The 15,961-nt window shown below is 66.8% G+C and carries 14 protein-coding genes and 2 tRNA genes; 5 read left to right on the top strand and 11 right to left on the bottom strand.

The annotated features are described in order from the left end of the window. The 7 genes from AC07X5_RS22600 to AC07X5_RS22570 form a co-directional block, all read right to left on the bottom strand. Window positions 1-427: transposase (locus AC07X5_RS22600; RefSeq protein WP_494771916.1), on the bottom strand; the 427-nt coding region annotated here is incomplete at its 3' end. A gap of 224 nt (window positions 428-651) precedes the next feature. Further along, on the bottom strand, window positions 652-1,284 hold the full coding sequence (locus AC07X5_RS22595) for a 50S ribosomal protein L25/general stress protein Ctc (protein ID WP_409954871.1): 633 nt from the start codon (window positions 1,282-1,284) through the stop codon (window positions 652-654). A 178-nt stretch (window positions 1,285-1,462) separates the two neighbouring features. Next, window positions 1,463-2,437 carry a ribose-phosphate pyrophosphokinase gene (locus AC07X5_RS22590; RefSeq protein WP_409954869.1) on the bottom strand — a complete coding sequence of 325 codons (975 nt, stop codon included), beginning with the start codon at window positions 2,435-2,437 and terminating at the stop codon, window positions 1,463-1,465. Window positions 2,438-2,497: 60 nt separating this feature from the next. Beyond that, window positions 2,498-2,574, bottom strand: a tRNA-Gln gene (locus tag AC07X5_RS22585). Window positions 2,575-2,604: 30 nt separating this feature from the next. Further along, a complete protein-coding gene (gene ispE / locus AC07X5_RS22580; protein WP_494771915.1) occupies window positions 2,605-3,462 on the bottom strand; it encodes a 4-(cytidine 5'-diphospho)-2-C-methyl-D-erythritol kinase in 858 nt (285 codons plus the stop codon). Window positions 3,463-3,491: 29 nt separating this feature from the next. Continuing rightward, complete coding sequence (locus AC07X5_RS22575) at window positions 3,492-4,022, bottom strand: lipoprotein insertase outer membrane protein LolB (RefSeq protein WP_494771914.1); 531 nt, start codon at window positions 4,020-4,022, stop codon at window positions 3,492-3,494. Next, a complete protein-coding gene (locus tag AC07X5_RS22570; protein WP_494771913.1) occupies window positions 4,022-5,821 on the bottom strand; it encodes a tetratricopeptide repeat protein in 1,800 nt (599 codons plus the stop codon). The genes AC07X5_RS22575 and AC07X5_RS22570 overlap by 1 nt, the downstream gene beginning before the upstream one ends. A 29-nt stretch (window positions 5,822-5,850) precedes the next feature. Here AC07X5_RS22570 and mutM point away from each other — a divergent pair, with 29 nt between their 5' ends. From mutM to mutY, 3 genes are all read left to right on the top strand, one after another. Next, window positions 5,851-6,666, top strand: a complete 816-nt coding sequence (mutM, locus tag AC07X5_RS22565; protein WP_409954862.1) for a bifunctional DNA-formamidopyrimidine glycosylase/DNA-(apurinic or apyrimidinic site) lyase — start codon at window positions 5,851-5,853, stop codon at window positions 6,664-6,666. A gap of 179 nt (window positions 6,667-6,845) precedes the next feature. Further along, window positions 6,846-8,822 (top strand): dynamin family protein, encoded by a 1,977-nt coding sequence (locus tag AC07X5_RS22560; RefSeq protein ID WP_494771912.1) that lies wholly within the window; start codon window positions 6,846-6,848, stop codon window positions 8,820-8,822. After that, entirely contained in the window at window positions 8,819-9,889 is a 1,071-nt protein-coding gene (mutY, locus tag AC07X5_RS22555) for an A/G-specific adenine glycosylase (protein WP_409956860.1), read from the top strand. The genes AC07X5_RS22560 and mutY overlap by 4 nt, the downstream gene beginning before the upstream one ends. A 9-nt stretch (window positions 9,890-9,898) precedes the next feature. Here the strand turns inward: mutY and rapZ are convergent, their stop codons facing one another. From rapZ to AC07X5_RS22540, 3 genes are read right to left on the bottom strand one after another with little or no spacing between them, the layout of a single operon-like run. Continuing rightward, window positions 9,899-10,777, bottom strand: a complete 879-nt coding sequence (gene rapZ, locus AC07X5_RS22550) for an RNase adapter RapZ (RefSeq protein ID WP_494771911.1) — start codon at window positions 10,775-10,777, stop codon at window positions 9,899-9,901. Beyond that, window positions 10,767-12,479 carry a DNA repair protein RecN gene (gene recN, locus AC07X5_RS22545; protein ID WP_494771910.1) on the bottom strand — a complete coding sequence of 571 codons (1,713 nt, stop codon included), beginning with the start codon at window positions 12,477-12,479 and terminating at the stop codon, window positions 10,767-10,769. Before recN ends, rapZ begins: the two co-directional genes overlap by 11 nt. A gap of 2 nt (window positions 12,480-12,481) precedes the next feature. Then, window positions 12,482-13,384 (bottom strand): NAD kinase, encoded by a 903-nt coding sequence (locus AC07X5_RS22540; RefSeq protein WP_409956855.1) that lies wholly within the window; start codon window positions 13,382-13,384, stop codon window positions 12,482-12,484. Between the two features lie 179 nt (window positions 13,385-13,563). On the opposite strand from AC07X5_RS22540, the gene hrcA reads away from it, so the two are divergent. Beyond that, window positions 13,564-14,562: a heat-inducible transcriptional repressor HrcA gene (gene hrcA, locus AC07X5_RS22535; protein WP_409956853.1), complete on the top strand. Its 999-nt coding sequence runs from the start codon at window positions 13,564-13,566 to the stop codon at window positions 14,560-14,562. Window positions 14,563-14,613: 51 nt separating this feature from the next. Further along, window positions 14,614-14,690, top strand: a tRNA-Ile gene (locus tag AC07X5_RS22530). Between the two features lie 883 nt (window positions 14,691-15,573). Here AC07X5_RS22530 and AC07X5_RS22525 read toward each other — a convergent pair. Next, window positions 15,574-15,921: a hypothetical protein gene (locus tag AC07X5_RS22525; RefSeq protein ID WP_494771909.1), complete on the bottom strand. Its 348-nt coding sequence runs from the start codon at window positions 15,919-15,921 to the stop codon at window positions 15,574-15,576. Between the last annotated feature and the right edge of the window lie 40 nt (window positions 15,922-15,961).

The following is a 15,961-nucleotide window of genomic DNA, read 5'->3' as shown; positions in this document are numbered from 1 at the left end:
AGGACGAGCCGGTGCGCAGCACGTAGCAGCAGGCGTCGACGATGCTGCGCCGCGAGTAAGTCGCAGGCCTGCCGCGCGAGCCAGGTTCGGGCTCGAACAAATCCTGGGCCAGCGCCCATTCGGCGTCGCTCAGGGCGCCTGCAATGCCTTGCGAGGAGCTGGGCCGATGTTGGGCGTTGTAGCCGTAGCGCTTGCCTGGATGCTGGGGTTGCACACGCGAGAGCTGGGCCTTGGGCCGTGTCCGTTGCAAGCCAGCAGCCTTCAGAGCCGCCCGCATGGTCACAGTGCTGGGGGCATTGCGGCCCATCTGATCGGCCCATGCCAGCGCCAGTTCGGGCAGCGTCGCCTGCGGGTTGTCTCTGACCACCTCGCGCAGCGCCGCGTACTCTGCCGGCGCAATTACGGGTGGTCGGCCTGTCCTTGCCATCGCATTGCTCCTGTGCAATCAATGCAGCAGGATTGTATTTTGTTTTTTCTACACCCTCTTGGCGGCCCAAGAGAAAGTTACTGCGCCGCCGGGCGCACATCCCGGCCTCCGCCCTAAAGCCAAGCATGCTGCAACCAAGACCACGACGAAACACAGAAGCAAAAACAAAAACGGCCCACCGAAGTGAGCCGTCCTTGCTGTGCAAAAAGCAGAAGAAGCAGAAATTACTTCTTGCCCTTGCCCTTGCCCTTGGCGTCCGCAGCAGGAGCCGCTTCGGCAGGGGTCTCGACGACCACGACCGGGGCCACGACCGACACCAGCACGGGGTTGGTCTTGTTGCCACGGATCACGGCGCTCACGCCCTTGGGCAGCTTGATGTCCTTGAGGTGCAGCGAAGAACCCTTTTCCAGCTTGGACAGGTCGACGTTGATGAACTCGGGCAGGTCCGAAGGCATGCACGACACGTCGAGTTCGTTCACGACGGGGTTGACCATGCACTTGTCCACCTTCACGGCGGGCGATTCTTCAGCGCCGCTGAAGTGCAGTGGCACCTTCATGTGCAGCTTGGTCTTGGCATCCACGCGCTGGAAGTCGATGTGCAGCACGAGTTGCTTGTAAGGGTGGTATTGCACGTCGCGCAGCAGGACCTTGCTGGTGGTGCCGGCGACTTCCATGTCCAGCACGCTGGAGTGGAAGGCTTCCTTCTTGAGGGCGTGCCACAGAGCGTTGTGGTCGACCTCGATCAGTTGGGGTTCAGCGGTACCGCCGTAGACGATGCCAGGCGTCTTGCCCGAATTGCGCAGACGGCGGCTCGCACCCGTACCTTGCTTGGCGCGCTCAAAAGCGACGAAGTTCATATTGCTAGCTCCTGATAAGGACAGACCGCGACCAGTCGTGCCCTGTTTTAAAACGGTCTGCCACAGGGCAGACCACACTTCGTTCCCGAACCAATCAACCAACGGACAAGCCTCCCGAAGGAGGCTTGGTGTTCACCGCCCTGCAAAGCCAAAGGCCTCGTATGAGGCCCGGGGCTTGTCAGAACAGGTTGTCCTGGTCCGAGAACAGACTCATCACCGACTCACCCTTGGCAATGCGCTGGATCGTTTCGGCGATCAGCGGGGCCACGGAGAGCTGGCGGATTTTTGCGCATCCCTTGGCGTTGTCGTTCAGGGGAATCGTGTTGGTCACCACCACTTCATCGAGGGCCGTGCCCTTGGCGATGCGCTCGATGGCAGGACCCGAGAAAATGGGGTGCGTGCAGTAGGCATACACGCTCTTGGCGCCGCGCTCCTTGAGCACCTCGGCCGCCTTCACCAGCGTGCCGGCGGTGTCGATCATGTCGTCCATGATCACGCAGTTGCGGCCTTCGATCTCACCGATCACGTGCATCACTTCGGACACGTTGGCCTTGGGGCGGCGCTTGTCGATGATGGCCAGGTCGCAGCCCAGTTGCTTGGCCAGCGCACGGGCGCGCACCACGCCACCCACGTCGGGCGAGACCACGATCAGGTCTTCGTAGTTCTTCTGGCGCAGGTCGCCCAGCAGCACGGGCGAGGCGTAGATGTTGTCGACCGGGATATCGAAGAAGCCCTGGATCTGGTCGGCATGCAGGTCCATGGTCAGCACGCGGGCCACGCCCACGGCCTGCAGCATGTTGGCCACCACCTTGGCGGTGATGGGCACGCGCGACGAACGGGGGCGGCGGTCCTGGCGGGCATAGCCGAAGTAGGGGATCACGGCGCTGATGCGCTCTGCCGAGGCGCGCTTGAGCGCGTCGACCATGATCAGCAGTTCCATCAGGTTTTCGTTGGTCGGGGCGCAGGTGGACTGCACCACGAACACGTCGCGCGCACGCACGTTCTGCTTGATCTCGACGGTGACTTCGCCATCCGAGAAGCGGCCCACGTCGGCGGCGCCCAGGGTGGTTCCCAGGTGCTGGGCGATCTCAGCTGCCATGCCAGGATTGGCATTGCCGGTGAAAACCATGAAGTCGGGTTGATTGCCTTGCATGAGCGTCCCAGCGGTCTGAAATAAAAGCCCGTACGCGAGAGAGAGCGCGTGAAAGAAATTTGGCAGGGGAAGAAGGATTCGAACCTTCGCATGCCGGAATCAAAATCCGGTGCCTTAACCAGCTTGGCGACTCCCCTACACAGGTCAACTGCTGAAAGCAGCCAACCTCAATTCTCGTTCGATGCCCACCCAGCCAGAGGGTGAACCATCAAATTGTCACATGCTTTGACCTGCCAGTCGCCCGGGGCGCCTTCCAGATCCACCGCATGTGGCATTTGTGCAAACACAGCACTTCCAGAGCCCGTCATCCTGGGTTGCAACCCGCGCTGTTCAAGCCATTGAAGGGCTCGCTTCACATCGGGGCACAGTGCCTCGGCAACTGGCTGCAGGTCATTTCGACCGAAGTCAAAGTGTGTTGCAGCAAAGCCTAAGATTGTAGCACACTCAGAATCGCGTTTCAGGTTCGGCGAAGAAAAAATTGCTTTTGTCTCCAGACCTGCTGCGGGCTTGACGACCGCGAAGCGCGCTTGCGGAAGTTGCTGTGCATTCTCAAGCGGCGCTATTGTCTCACCAATTCCTTCGACAAAAGCGTTCGCGCCGCATAAAAAAAACGGAACGTCGGCACCCAGCGCCAGGCCGATCTTCTGCAGCGCCTGGCGCGAGAGGTTCAAACCCCACAGGCGGTTCAGCGCCAGCAGCGTGCTGGCCGCGTCCGATGAACCGCCACCCATGCCGGCCTGGGCGGGCACGCGCTTCATGACGCCGATGTGCGCCCCCTGGGTACAGCCCGTGGCCGATTGCAGCGCATGCGCAGCGCGCAGCACCAGGTCCATCTCGGGCAGGGGCGGGCCCAGGTCCTCGCGGCTCAGCGCGCCGTCCGGTCGGCGCTCGAAGTGCAGCGTGTCGCACCAGTCGATGAGCATGAACACCGACTGCAGCAGGTGGTAGCCATCGAGCCGCCGGCCCGTGATGTGCAGAAAAAGGTTGAGCTTGGCCGGAGCCGGTACGTCGTACAGGGCTTGCATGGAAAAAGTGGGAAGGGCGCAGCGAGCGCTCAGCGGCTGAACGCGATGCGCAGTGTGGCCTCGGGGGCGGGGTCGTGGCGGCGCGCTATCAGCCGGCCCTCGGCGCTGCCCGAGAGGTCGGCCTGCCAGCCGGTGGCCGAGGCCTGGTTGCCATTGAGCCACTCGAAGATGGCGGCCACCGGGATGGCGGTGCCGGTGGCTTCGCGCAGCAATTCGTCCAGCGAGGTGGACTCGCGCCGCTCCTGCCCGGTGGTGAGCTGGGCCCGGCCATCCTCCCACTGCAGGCGCGCCAGGGTATTGCCCAGCGGGCTGGTCAGCACCAGTTCGCCCTTGCCGGGGTTGCCCTGCAGGTCGAACAGCGAGGAGAAGGATTGCGATGCCTGGCCCTCCACCTGCAGCGACAGGCGGCCCGACCACGACGCAGCGCCAGCCTCGGGGGCACGGGCCGGCTGGGCGCAGCCCGTGAGCCACAGGGTGCAGGCCAGGGCCAGCCACGCCATCCACTGGCGCAGCGGCAGGCCATCGCCCTGCCCCGTGGCGGTGCTGCCCGTGCCGCGCATCAGGGCCTGGCCCCCAGGCGCTTGAGGGTTTCCTTGAGGCTGTCGTTCTCGGGGTTCAGGCGCAGGCCTTCACGCCAGATGCCCAGGGCCTTGTCACGCTCGCCCATGCTCCAGACCACTTCGCCCAGGTGGGCGGCGATCTCGGCGTCGGGCCGGGCCTTGAAGGCGGTCTCGAGCAGGTTGCGCGCCTTGGCCTTGTTGCCCATGCGGAACTCCACCCAGCCCAGGCTGTCGGTGATGAAGGGGTCGCCCGGGGCCAGCTCCAGGGCCTTGGTGATCAGTTGCCGGGCCTCCGGCAGGCGCTGGCCGCGCTCGGCCAGCGAGTAGCCCAGTGCGTTGTAGGCATGGTGGTACTCGGGCTGGCGCGCGATGATCTGGCGCAGCAGCTTTTCCATGGTGTCGAACTGGCCCACCTTCTCGGCCAGCATGGCCTGGTCGTAGAGCAGTTCGCCGTCCTCGGGGGCCAGGGCCACCAGCTCGGTCTGTACTTCCAGGGCTTCCTTGAACAGGCGCTGGTCGCGCAGCAGCTGGACCTCGGCCAGCAGCTTCATGCGCTTGTCGTCCTCGGTCACGCCGGGCAGGGCGCGCAGCAGCGCGCGCGCCTGGGCGATCTTGCCCTGCTTGGCCAGCAGCGAGGCGCGGCGGCTCTGGGCGCTGAACAGCTCGCTCGAATTCTCGATGCGGGCCAGCCAGCCTTCGGCTGCGGCGAAATCGCCTTTTTTCTCGGCGATCTGCGCGTACAGCAAGTAGGCCTGGTTCAGGCTGCGCTGGCGCGCGTCGCGGTTGATGTCCGGGCCGTCGATGAGCGTGAGAAAGCGCTTGAGCGAGGTTTCGGACAGCTCCAGGCGGTTGTCCTGTAGTTGCAGGGTGGCCAGGATCAGCCAAGGCTCGGGCAGGTCGGGCTTGGCGCGGGTCACGGCCTCCAGCTGGGTCTTGGCCTCGCCGTACTTTTGCTGGCCCAGCAGCAAGCGCGCGTAGGCCATCTGCATCTCGGGCGCGGCCTGCGGCTGGCTGGCGAAATAGCGAGTCACCAGCGCTTCCCCTTCGGGCACGCTCTCTTCCTGCAGCTCCATGCCCAGGCGGGCGGGGCCTTCGCTGCCGGGGTCCAGGTTCTGGGCGGCGCGGGCGCTGGCCAGCGCGCCGGTCTTGTCTCCGGCCGCCAGGCGCACGCGCCCGATGGCAATGTGCGCGGCCGCCGCATTGGCCGGCTTGGCCAACTCGTCCACCAGGGCCTGTTCGACCACCCTGGCGGCCAGGGGCTTGTCGCTGGCGCGCGCGAACATCTGGGGCACGATGCCCAGGATGGTGGGCTTGGCCTGGATCGGCGCCTGGGCCAGTTCCTGGCGCAGCAATTCCGGCGTCTCCCCGATGCGGTTCAGTGCGATCAGGATCTGCAGCACGTAGCGGTTGGCCTCGCGCGAGTCCGGCTGGGCGTCGCGCCAGGCCTTGGCCGCCGCCAGCGCATGGTCGCCCGCGCGCGACTGCAGGGCCATGTCGGCGGCTCGCTGGTACAGCTGGGGGTTGTTGGTGCGCCGCGCCGCTTCCAGCATCAGGGCGTAGCCCGTGCCCGCCTCGCCGGTGCGGGCGTTGATCTCGCCCATGAGGATTTCGTAGAACAGCTCCGCATCCAGCGCGGGGTTGCTGGAAGGGGCGTCGCCGGGTGCCGGTTCGGCCGCTGGGGGCGTTGCAGTGCCCGGTGGCTGCTGCGCGTGGCCCGCACAGGCCGCTGCTGCCAAAGCAACTGTCAATACGGCCGACCGAAAGTAGTTTGAAGGCTCCATCGACCCATAATAATCCATGCATGACAACCTGTTTGTGGGGGCTTTGGATGCCTGAGTTGCCCGAAGTGGAAGTAACACGGCGCAGTTTTGCGCAGGCCATCGCCGGCGCGCGCGTCACGGGTGTGCGCCTGGGCAAGCCGCTGCGCTGGCCGCTCGGGGCCGAGGCCGATGCCCTGGTCGGGCGCAGCGTCCTGGGCGTGCGCCGCCGGGGCAAGTACCTGCTGGTGGACCTGGACGAGGGCATCCTGCTGGTGCACCTGGGCATGTCCGGCAGCCTGCGCTTTGCCCACGGCCTGCCGCCGCCGGGTACGCACGACCATTTCGATCTGGTCACCACCCAGGGAACGCTGCGCCTGCACGATCCACGGCGCTTCGGCGCCGTGGTGCATGCCGGGGACGAGGCCGATGATGTGGCGCACAAGCTGCTCGGCGGCCTGGGGCTGGAGCCCCTGTCCGACGATTTCACCCTGGAGGCCTTCAGCCGGGGCATCAAGGCCGGCCGCGCGCCCATCAAGCAGGTGCTGCTGGCGGGCAAGGTGGTGGTGGGGGTCGGTAACATCTATGCGTCGGAGGTACTGTTTCTGTCGGGTATTCGCCCGGAGACGCGGTCGGCCCGCATCGGCCCCGCCAGGATGGGGCGGCTGCACGCCGCCATCCGCCAGGTGCTGGCGCGCGCCGTGGAGCTCGGGGGGAGCACGCTCAAGGATTTTTCCAATGCCGACGGCGCCTATGGCAGCTACCAGGCCCATGCCAACGTGTACGGGCGCGAGGGGGCGCCCTGCAAGGTCTGCGGCACGCCCATCCGGGCGCTGCGCCAGGGCCAGCGCAGCAGCTTTTTCTGCCCCCGGTGCCAGCGCGCCTGAGGCAAAAAGGAGGCCGCAGTGCGCCAAAAGTGGCGCATTCGGCCCACACCACGGTGTGAACACCGGTTCAAAAACACGCTCTTGCGGACCTAAGCACCATCCACAGCTATGGCTGGCGGACAGTCGATGCTATATTTTGTTCAGTTCAGAAACAGTCGTTATCGAACACCGGGAGCAAAGTGGGACCTTCATTCAACGAGCAGTTTGACCAGCATGGCGCGTGGCGGCGTGCGTTCGCCCAGCAGCTCAAGCAGCTGGCCGAGTGGATGGCTTCGCACGAGTTGATGGACGCATCCGTCCAGGAGCGCCTGCAGCGCCTGGAAAGCCAGGTCCGCACCGACAAGGTGATGGTCGCGTTCGTTGCCGAGTTCTCACGCGGCAAATCCGAGCTGATCAACGCGATCTTCTTCGCCGACTATGGCCGGCGCATCATGCCCGCCAGCGCGGGGCGCACCACGATGTGTCCTACCGAACTGGGCTACGACGCCGACTTCGCACCCAGCCTGCGCCTGTTGCCCATCGAGACGCGCCTGCAGATGCACGGCCTGGCCGAGTGGCGCCTGAGGCCCGAGCGGTGGCAGGAAATCCCGCTGGACGTGAACGATCCCGACCAGATCGCCAAGGCCTTGGAGAAGGTGGCCGAAGTGCGCCGCGTGAGCCTGGACAACGCCCGGGCGCTGGGTTTCTGGCATGACGACCTGGTGGACGAGAACCCGATTCCCGACGCCAACGGCCTGATCGAGGTGCCGATGTGGCGCCACGCCATCATCAACATCCCGCATCCCCTGCTCAAGCAGGGGCTGGTGATTCTGGATACCCCGGGCCTGAACGCCGTGGGCGCAGAGCCCGAGCTCACGGTGAACCTGATTCCCCAGGCCCATGCCGTGGTGTTCATCCTGAGCGCTGATACCGGGGTGACGCGTTCGGACCTGTCCATCTGGCGCGAGCACCTGGCCACCTCGGCCGAGAGCCTGGACGGCCGGCTGGTCGTGCTCAACAAGATCGACACCCTGTGGGATTCGCTCAATTCCGCCGAGCAGATCCAGGCGCAGATGGAGCGCCAAGTCTCCACCGCGGCCGACATGCTGGGCGTGGCCCACGACAAGGTGGTGCCCGTGTCCGCCCAGAAGGGCCTGGTGGCCAAGATATCGGCCGACGACCTGCTGCTGGAGACCAGCGGCCTGCCGGTGCTCGAAGAGGCGCTGGCCAAGGGCATCATGGGACAGCGCCAGGCCATCCTGCGCGCGGCCGTGGCCACGGGTGTGGCCGGCCTGCGCGCCGAGACCGGGCGCGTCATCAACATCCGCCGGCGCGACCTGGACGACCAGATGGCCGAGCTGCGCAGCCTGCGCGGCAAGAACGCTTCGGTCATCGAGTCCATGCGCCAGCGCATCGAGCAGGAGCAGCACGAGTTCGACCTCTCCGCCTCCAAGATCCAGGCGGTGCGTGCCGTGCACCTCAAGCTCCTGCGCGACGTGTTCCAGCAACTGGGCTCCAAGGCGCTCAAGGTGGAACTGGCCGAGCTGGCCCAGCTGCTGCAGCAAAAGGGTCTCAAGCTCGGCGTCAAGAAGATCTACATGCAGACCTTCGACAAGCTGCGCGGTACGCTGGACAAGGCCCAGGCCTCGGGCACCGAGATCCAGGCCATGCTGGGCGGCACCTTCCGCCAGCTCAATGCCGAGTTCGGCTTCTCGCTGCAGGTGCCGCCGCCGCCGCAGCTCGAGCACTTCGGGCACGACCTGTCGCAGATCGAGCAGAGCCACCTGCAGTACCTGGGCCTGGGCAATTCGCTCAAGCTGGCCCAGCCCGAGTTTTCCGAACGCCTGGTGCGCGCCCTGGCCATGCGCCTGCGCACGGTGTATGAATCCGCTGCCAATGACCTGGAGCTGTGGAGCAAGTCCGCCACCGCACAGCTCGACGCGCAGCTGCGCGAACGCCGCCGCAGCTTTGCCCGCCGCATGGAGGCGGTGGACCGCATCCAGCAGGCCGCCAGCGGGCTGGTGGAGCGCATCGCGGAGATCGAGGAGGGCGAGGGCGAGCTGATCCAGCTTGAGCACCGCCTGCAGGAGCTGACTTCGCAGCTGATCGCGCCGCTCGACGCCGATCCGGCCGTGATCGAAGAGTCCGCCGTGGACGTGGCCTTGCCGCTTCCATGAGTGTGGCGGCTGGGGAGGTCGCCCGGCGCGTGGTGCGCTGGCAGGCGACGGCCGGGCGCAACCACCTGCCCTGGCAGAACACGCGCGACCCGTACCGGGTCTGGCTGTCCGAGATCATGCTGCAGCAGACCCAGGTGAGCACGGTGCTGGGCTACTACGCGCGCTTCCTGGAGCGATTCCCCGACGTGCAGGCCCTGGCCCGCGCACCGCAGGATGAGGTCATGGGCCTGTGGAGCGGCCTGGGCTACTACAGCCGGGCGCGCAACCTGCACGCCTGCGCCCAGGCCGTGGTGGCCCTGCATGGCGGTGCTTTTCCGCGCACGGCCGAGGTGCTGGCCACCCTGCCGGGCATAGGCCGGTCCACGGCCGGCGCCATCGCATCCTTCTGCTTTGCCGAACGCACGCCCATCCTCGACGCCAACGTGCGCCGCGTCCTCACGCGGGTGCTGGGTTTCGATGCCGACCTGGCGGTGGCGAAGAACGAGCGCCTGCTGTGGGACGAAGCCGAGGCGCTGCTGCCCACGGACGACCTCGCCAACGCGATGCCGCGCTACACCCAGGGCTTGATGGACCTGGGCGCTTCGCTGTGCAGCCCGCGCGCGCCCGATTGCCCGCCCTGCCCGCTGGTGGACATCTGCGTGGCCGGCCAGGCGGGCGATGCCGAGCGCTACCCGGTGCGCACGCGCAAGCTCAAGCGCCGGGCTGAATCGTGGTGGCTGCTGGTGATGCGCGACGCGCAAGGCCGTGTCTGGCTGGAGCGCCGGCCCGATTCGGGCATCTGGGCCGGACTGTTCTGCCTGCCGGTGTTCGCCGACGAGGCGCACCTGCACGACCATCTGGCGCACCTGCCCGCTCCGGTGGCCCCGGGGCAGACCGAGGCACTGGGCGCCTTCCTGCATGTGCTGACCCATCGGGATTTGCACCTGCACCCCGTGGTGCTCAGCGTGCCCATGGACCGCGAAGCGACCGGGGAGGGCGGCTGGTACGGCGCCAGCGAGTGGGAAGCCATGGGGCTGCCTGCGCCCATCCGCAAGCTGCTGGGAAATCTGTTCGGCGGCCTGTTGTAAGGCGCCGGGTCAGCGCCCGTCCAGCTCGCGGTGGCGTCGCAGCGTGGCCCAGCGCCGGCCAAAGGCCTCGGCCAGCCGCTCCACCAGGTACACCGAGCGGTGCTGGCCACCTGTGCAGCCAATGGCCACCGTCACGTAGCTGCGGTGGTTGCGGTCCAGCATCTCCAGCCAGTGCGCCAGAAAGCCTTCGATGTGGCTTTGCATCAGCGCCACATCGGGTTGCGCACGCAGGAAATCGGCCACGGGGGCATCCAGTCCGGTTTTCTCGCGCAGCTCGGGTTCGTAATGCGGATTGGGCAGCATGCGCACGTCGAACACGTAGTCCGAATCCACGGGCAGGCCGCGCTTGAAGGCGAAGGACTGGAACACCAGGGTCAGCTGCCCGGGTGCGGTCGCCATCAAGGTCTTTACGTAACTTTGCAATTGCGAGGCACGGATGGCGCTGGTGTCGATGACGTGCGCCTCCTCGCGCAATTCGGCCAGCAGTTCCCGCTCCAGCTCGATGATCTGCACCAGCGCGCGCCGGCCCTGCTTGAGCGCATCGGGGGTCAGCTCGTCATGCGACAGCGGGTGGCGCCGGCGCGTTTCGGAAAAGCGCCGCACCAGGGTGTCGATGGTCGCGTCCAGGAACAGCGAGTGCACCACCACGCCCTGTTTGCGCAGCCGGTCAAGTTCCAGCGGCACCAGCGGCAGCGAGGTGGCGCTGCGCACGTCCATGGCGATGGCCACGCGGTTGCCATGGTGGCGGTGCTCCAGCGCCACGAAGGCCGGCAGCAGTTCGGGCGGCAGGTTGTCCACGCAGTAGTAGCCCGCATCCTCCAGGGCATGCAGGGCCACCGACTTGCCCGAACCGGACATGCCGGTGATCAGCACGATCTCAAGCGCCATCGGTCTGCTTCCTCTTCTTGGATCGGCGAGCGGGGGCGGCGGGCGGCGCGATGGCCAGCATCTCGCGCGCGTGGGCCACGGTCGCCTTGCTGGAGGCATCGCCGCCCAGCATGCGCGCCATCTCGGCAATGCGGTCCTCGCCCTGCACGGCCACTACCTGGCTGGCCGTGCCCCGGGCGCTGCTGCGCTTGGAGACCAGCAGGTGGTGGTCGGCGCGCGCGGCCACCTTGGGCAAATGGGTGACGGTGAGCACCTGGCGGTCGCGCCCGAGCTGCTGCATGAGCCGTCCCACGGTGTCGGCCACGGCCCCGCCCACGCCCGAGTCCACCTCGTCGAAGATCAGGGTGGGCGCCTCGCCCAGGGCGCTGGTGGTGACGGCGATGGCCAGCGAAATGCGCGACAGCTCGCCGCCCGAGGCCACCTTGCCGATGGGCCGGGGGCTCGTGCCCGGGTGGCCGGCCACGAGAAAGGCGACGTCGTCCGTGCCGTGGGCGGTGGGCTCGGCCAGCTTGTCCAGGGCCACCGCGAACTGGCCGCCGGCCATGCCCAGGCCCTGCATGGCCTGGGTGATGGCGGCCGACAGCCGGGGCGCCCCCTTGGCCCGCGCCAGCGACAGGGCGCGCGCCGCGGCCTGGTAGGCCCGGGCACTGGCGGCCTCGGCCTTTTCCAGGGCCCCCAGGTCGGCCGCGGCGTCGAGCCGCTGCAGCTCGGCCTTCCAGCCGTGCAGCAAGGCGGGCAGCTCCACCGGACTGCGCTTGTAGCGCCGCGCCAGCGTCATCCACAGCGACAGGCGCGCATCCACGGCGGCCAGGCGCTCGGGGTCCAGGTCGTTGTGGCGCAGATAGGCGTGCAGCGAATGCACCACATCCCCGGCCTGGGCCACGGCGGAGTTGAGGATGTCGGCGGCGCTGGCGAACTCGGCTTCCAGGTGCTCATGGCCCTGCAGCAGGTCTTGCGCACGCGACAGGCCGTCGAGCGCTCCGCCCCCGCCTTCTGCGTCGCCGCCCGTGAGGGCTGCAATGGCGGCGTTGGCCGCGTCCATCAGCGCCGAGGCGTTGGACAGGCGCTTGTGCTGGGCGTCGAGCTCGGGCCATTCGTCATCGCCCGGGGCCAGCTTGTCCACTTCGGCGATCTGCCACTGCAGGCGCTCGCGCTCCTGCTGCAGGGTGGCCTGCGCGGCGCGCGCCTGGGCCAGGGCCTTCTGGTCCTGACGCCACTGGTTCCAGCGCTCCACTGTGGGGCGGTCGCTGGTGCCGGCGTAGGCGTCGAGCAGGCCGCGCACCGATTCGGGCCGGGTCAGGCTCTGCCAGGCGTGCTGGCCGTGGATGTCGAGCAGCAGCTCGCCCAGCGCGCGCAGCTGTGTGGCCGTGGCGGGCGTGCCGTTGATCCAGCCGCGGCTCTTGCCCTGGGTGTCCACCGTGCGGCGCAGCAACAGCAAGTCCTCGCCCTCGAGCCCGGCCTCTTCGAGCCAGGGGCGGATATGGGCCGGGGCGTCGAATTCCGCGCACACATCGGTGCGGGCGCATCCCTCGCGCACCAGGGCGGCATCGGCGCGGGCGCCGAGCACCAGCTGAACGGCGTCGATCAGGATGGATTTGCCAGCGCCGGTCTCGCCGGTGAGCACGGTGAATCCGCCCTGAAGCTCCAGCTCCAGCGCCTCGACGATGACGAAATCACGCAGCGTGATGCGCCTCAGGGCCATGGTCAGGAGCCCCCTTCGTTCCAGCGCAGCTTCTTGCGCAGGGTGGCGAAGTAGTTCCAGCCCAGCGGGTGCAGAAAGCGCACGCAGTGCTCGGAGCGCTGCACCAGGATGCGGTCGCCGTGCAGCAGCGAGGCCAGCGACTGCATGTCGAAGTTGGCACTCACGTCGCGGCCGCTGACCACCTCGACCGCGATCTCGGTCGCGTCCGAGAGCACGATGGGGCGGTTGGACAGGGTGTGCGGCGCAATCGGCACCAGCACCCAGCCGGGAATCGAGGGGTGCAGCATGGGGCCGCCGGCCGACAGCGCATACGCCGTGGAGCCTGTCGGAGAGGCGATGATCAGGCCGTCGGCGCGCTGGTTGGCCACGAAGCGGCCGCCCACCTCCACGCGCAGCTCCACCATGCCCGAGGTGGCGCCCCGGTTCACCACCACGTCGTTCATGGCCAGGGCCTCGAAGACCACCTGGCCATCGCGCACCACGCGGGCATGCATCAGCGGGCGCAGGTCCTCCTCGTACTCCCCTTGCAGCATGGGGGGCAGGGTGGTCTGGTAGGTGCCGAAGGGGATGTCGGTGATGAAGCCCAGCCGCCCCTGGTTGATGCCGATCAACGGGGTCCTGTGGCGCGCCAGTTGCCGGCCTATGCCCAGCATGGTGCCGTCGCCGCCGACCACCAGACCCAGGTCGCAGCGCGCGCCGATGGTGTCCACGTCCATGGCCGGGTAGTCGCCCAGGCCGCTGTTGGCTGCGGTCTCGGACTCCAGCACCACAGAGCAGCCCTGGCTCTGCAGGAACTGGGCGATGTCCTGCAGGGCCTGGCGCGAGGCCTCGGTCATGGTCGAGCCCGTGGCCGAGGCATGCTGGTATTTGCCGATCAGCGCGACATGGCGGAAATTGGACGTCATCGCGAAATTACATCATTGTTGTTGGAACACGGGGATCCGGCGGGGCCTTGTACCTGGTGAACGGTGGCCGCGCGGGTGCCCATTGCCCGATGCTAGTGCATCCCGTGGGATGCTTGTGCGCACAACGATAGGCGAAACCCGACAGAGATCGGGCTGCTTCCCTCATTAAAATCAGGTCCATGATGGATGACCGTGCCAAGTTGCTGCTCAAGGCGCTCGTGGAGCGTTACATAGCCGATGGCCAGCCCATTGGCTCGCGCACGCTGTCGCGCGCCTCGGGCATGGACCTGTCGCCGGCCACCATCCGCAACGTGATGGCCGATCTGGAGGACCTGGGCCTGATCGCCAGCCCGCACACCTCTGCCGGGCGCATTCCCACGGCCAAGGGCTACCGGCTTTTCGTGGACACCATGCTGACCGTGCAGCGTGACCCCTTGATTTCACCCCCGCTGGCGCCAGAGCAGCCGCAGAAGGTCATCGCCAACGCGGCCAACCTGCTGTCCAACCTCTCGCAGTTCGTGGGTGTTGTCATGGCGCCACGGCGCACTTCGGTGTTCCGGCACATCGAATTCCTCAGGCTGTCGGAGCGGCGCTTCCTGGTGATCATCGTCTCGCCCGAGGGCGACGTGCAGAACCGGGTGATCTTCACCGACATCGACCACTCCCAGTCGCAACTGGTCGAGGCCGCCAATTTCCTCAACGCCAACTACGCAGGCCTGGCCATGGAGCAGGTGCGCGAGCGCCTCAAGTCCGAGGTGGACGCGCTGCGCGGCGAGATCGGCTCGCTCATGCAGGCCGCCGTGAACGTGGGCTCCGAGGGCGAGGCCCAGGACGAGGTGGTCATCTCCGGCGAGCGCAACCTGCTGGCCGTGAGCGACTTTTCCAGCGACATGGGCAATTTGCGCCGGGCGTTCGATCTGTTCGAGCAGAAGACACAGATCCTGCGCCTGCTCGATTTCTCCAACCAGGCCGAGGGCGTGCGCATTTACATTGGTGGCGAAAGCCAGGTGGTGCCGTTCGAAGAGCTGTCCGTGGTCAGCGCGCCCTACGAGGTGGACGGCAAGGTGGTGGGCACCCTGGGCGTGATCGGCCCCACCCGCATGCCCTATGACCGCATGATCCAGATCGTGGACATCACCTCCAAGCTGGTCTCCAACGCGCTCAGCCACCGCCGCTGAGCCGCTGGATACCCCTACAATACCGTGTGCCCCATCTTTGGTCAGGTACAGGGGGCGTTAGCTCAGTTGGTTAGAGCAGAGGACTCATAATCCTTTGGTCGCGGGTTCAAGTCCCTCACGCCCTACCAGTAAACTCAGGAATGCCTGCTATCGAATAGATATCAGGCTTTTGTTTTTCAAGATTTCGTTGCCGTATGGTTGCCGTTCGTTGGTGGCAGTTCGCTTTGGCTACGGCAACCTGCGCGGTCGCAAGCCTGAGCTGCAGCCCAGCGGCGCCGAGGTGTGGGACATCAGCATCACTGACAGCCACCGCTGCGGTGGGCCTGATTTCGGCAACTGGGCTGCGATGAGGGACACCGTGCAGCCATTTAGCAGGGCAGATACGCCAGAACGAGCCCGGCGCTTTGCTCGAGGCTTGGCATTTAGGTGGCGCTACGGCGGGAAGCCCGGCAGCAGGCCGGACCGACCCAGCGCGCGGCCGCGGGCACGAGACTGACTGCGGCGGCTCACGCTGGCGCAGATCGCAGCTGGGTACTTCAATCGGGCGAATGACCGAATGGAGGTCGCGCAGCTAGATCAGGAGCGCGCCACCACGCCACAGGCCCAGCGCACCGCGCCCGTGCGCGCCTGTTGGCGCTGACGGGGAAGACAGATTAAGACACTTAGGCACACTCGCCCGGCGAGCAGACGGCGGACGCGAAGACGGGCCCTGCCTATACGCTGCCGGCTAAATTACAAACGGCGCAAGGGGGGCGCGGACGAAATCGGCACTGGCTTGGCGGCCAGCCACACCGACGAGAGCACCGTGGTAGTGGGACAGGTGTACGAAATCGCCCGCGGCCTCGCATGGTTGGACGACAAGCAGTTCGTAGCAGTCTGATACGCCACTTGGCGGGCGGGAACGCTTCGTCGAAAGAGAACGCCTTCGGCTGTCAGGAGCGGCCGCGTCTGGAATGTGCGGCGTGAAAGCCGGTGCCGGCGTGGTGGCAGCCGGTGCGACTGGGGGAAACACTACCGCCATCTTTGGCGGAGGCAGGTCGCCAGGCGCTCGCGCACCGACCCATGCCAGCGCCCAGGCCAACCTTGCCGCTTATTTCTGGGGTCCAGCGTCAGCAGCGTTGGGGGCAGCAGCACCCTAGCAATCTGCCAGCCGCGCGAAGTCTCCGTGCGGTACTCGCGGCTAGGCGGCCATTTCAAGAAGGACGCGACCCAGTGCGACAGCAGGCCCACCACCGGCACCAACATCGGCATCGGCATCGGCATCGGCATCGGCATCGGCATCGGCGTCAGCATCAGCATCAGCATCAGCATCAGCATCAGCATCAGCATCAGCATCAGCATCAGCATCAGCATCAGCATCAGCAGGGCCCAGGCGCCGTTGAAGCCGGCGCGTCGCCGG

The organism is Acidovorax sp. GW458-11-26-14-TSB4 (genome assembly GCF_059423865.1).
This window is presented reverse-complemented; position numbering and strand designations above follow the sequence as displayed.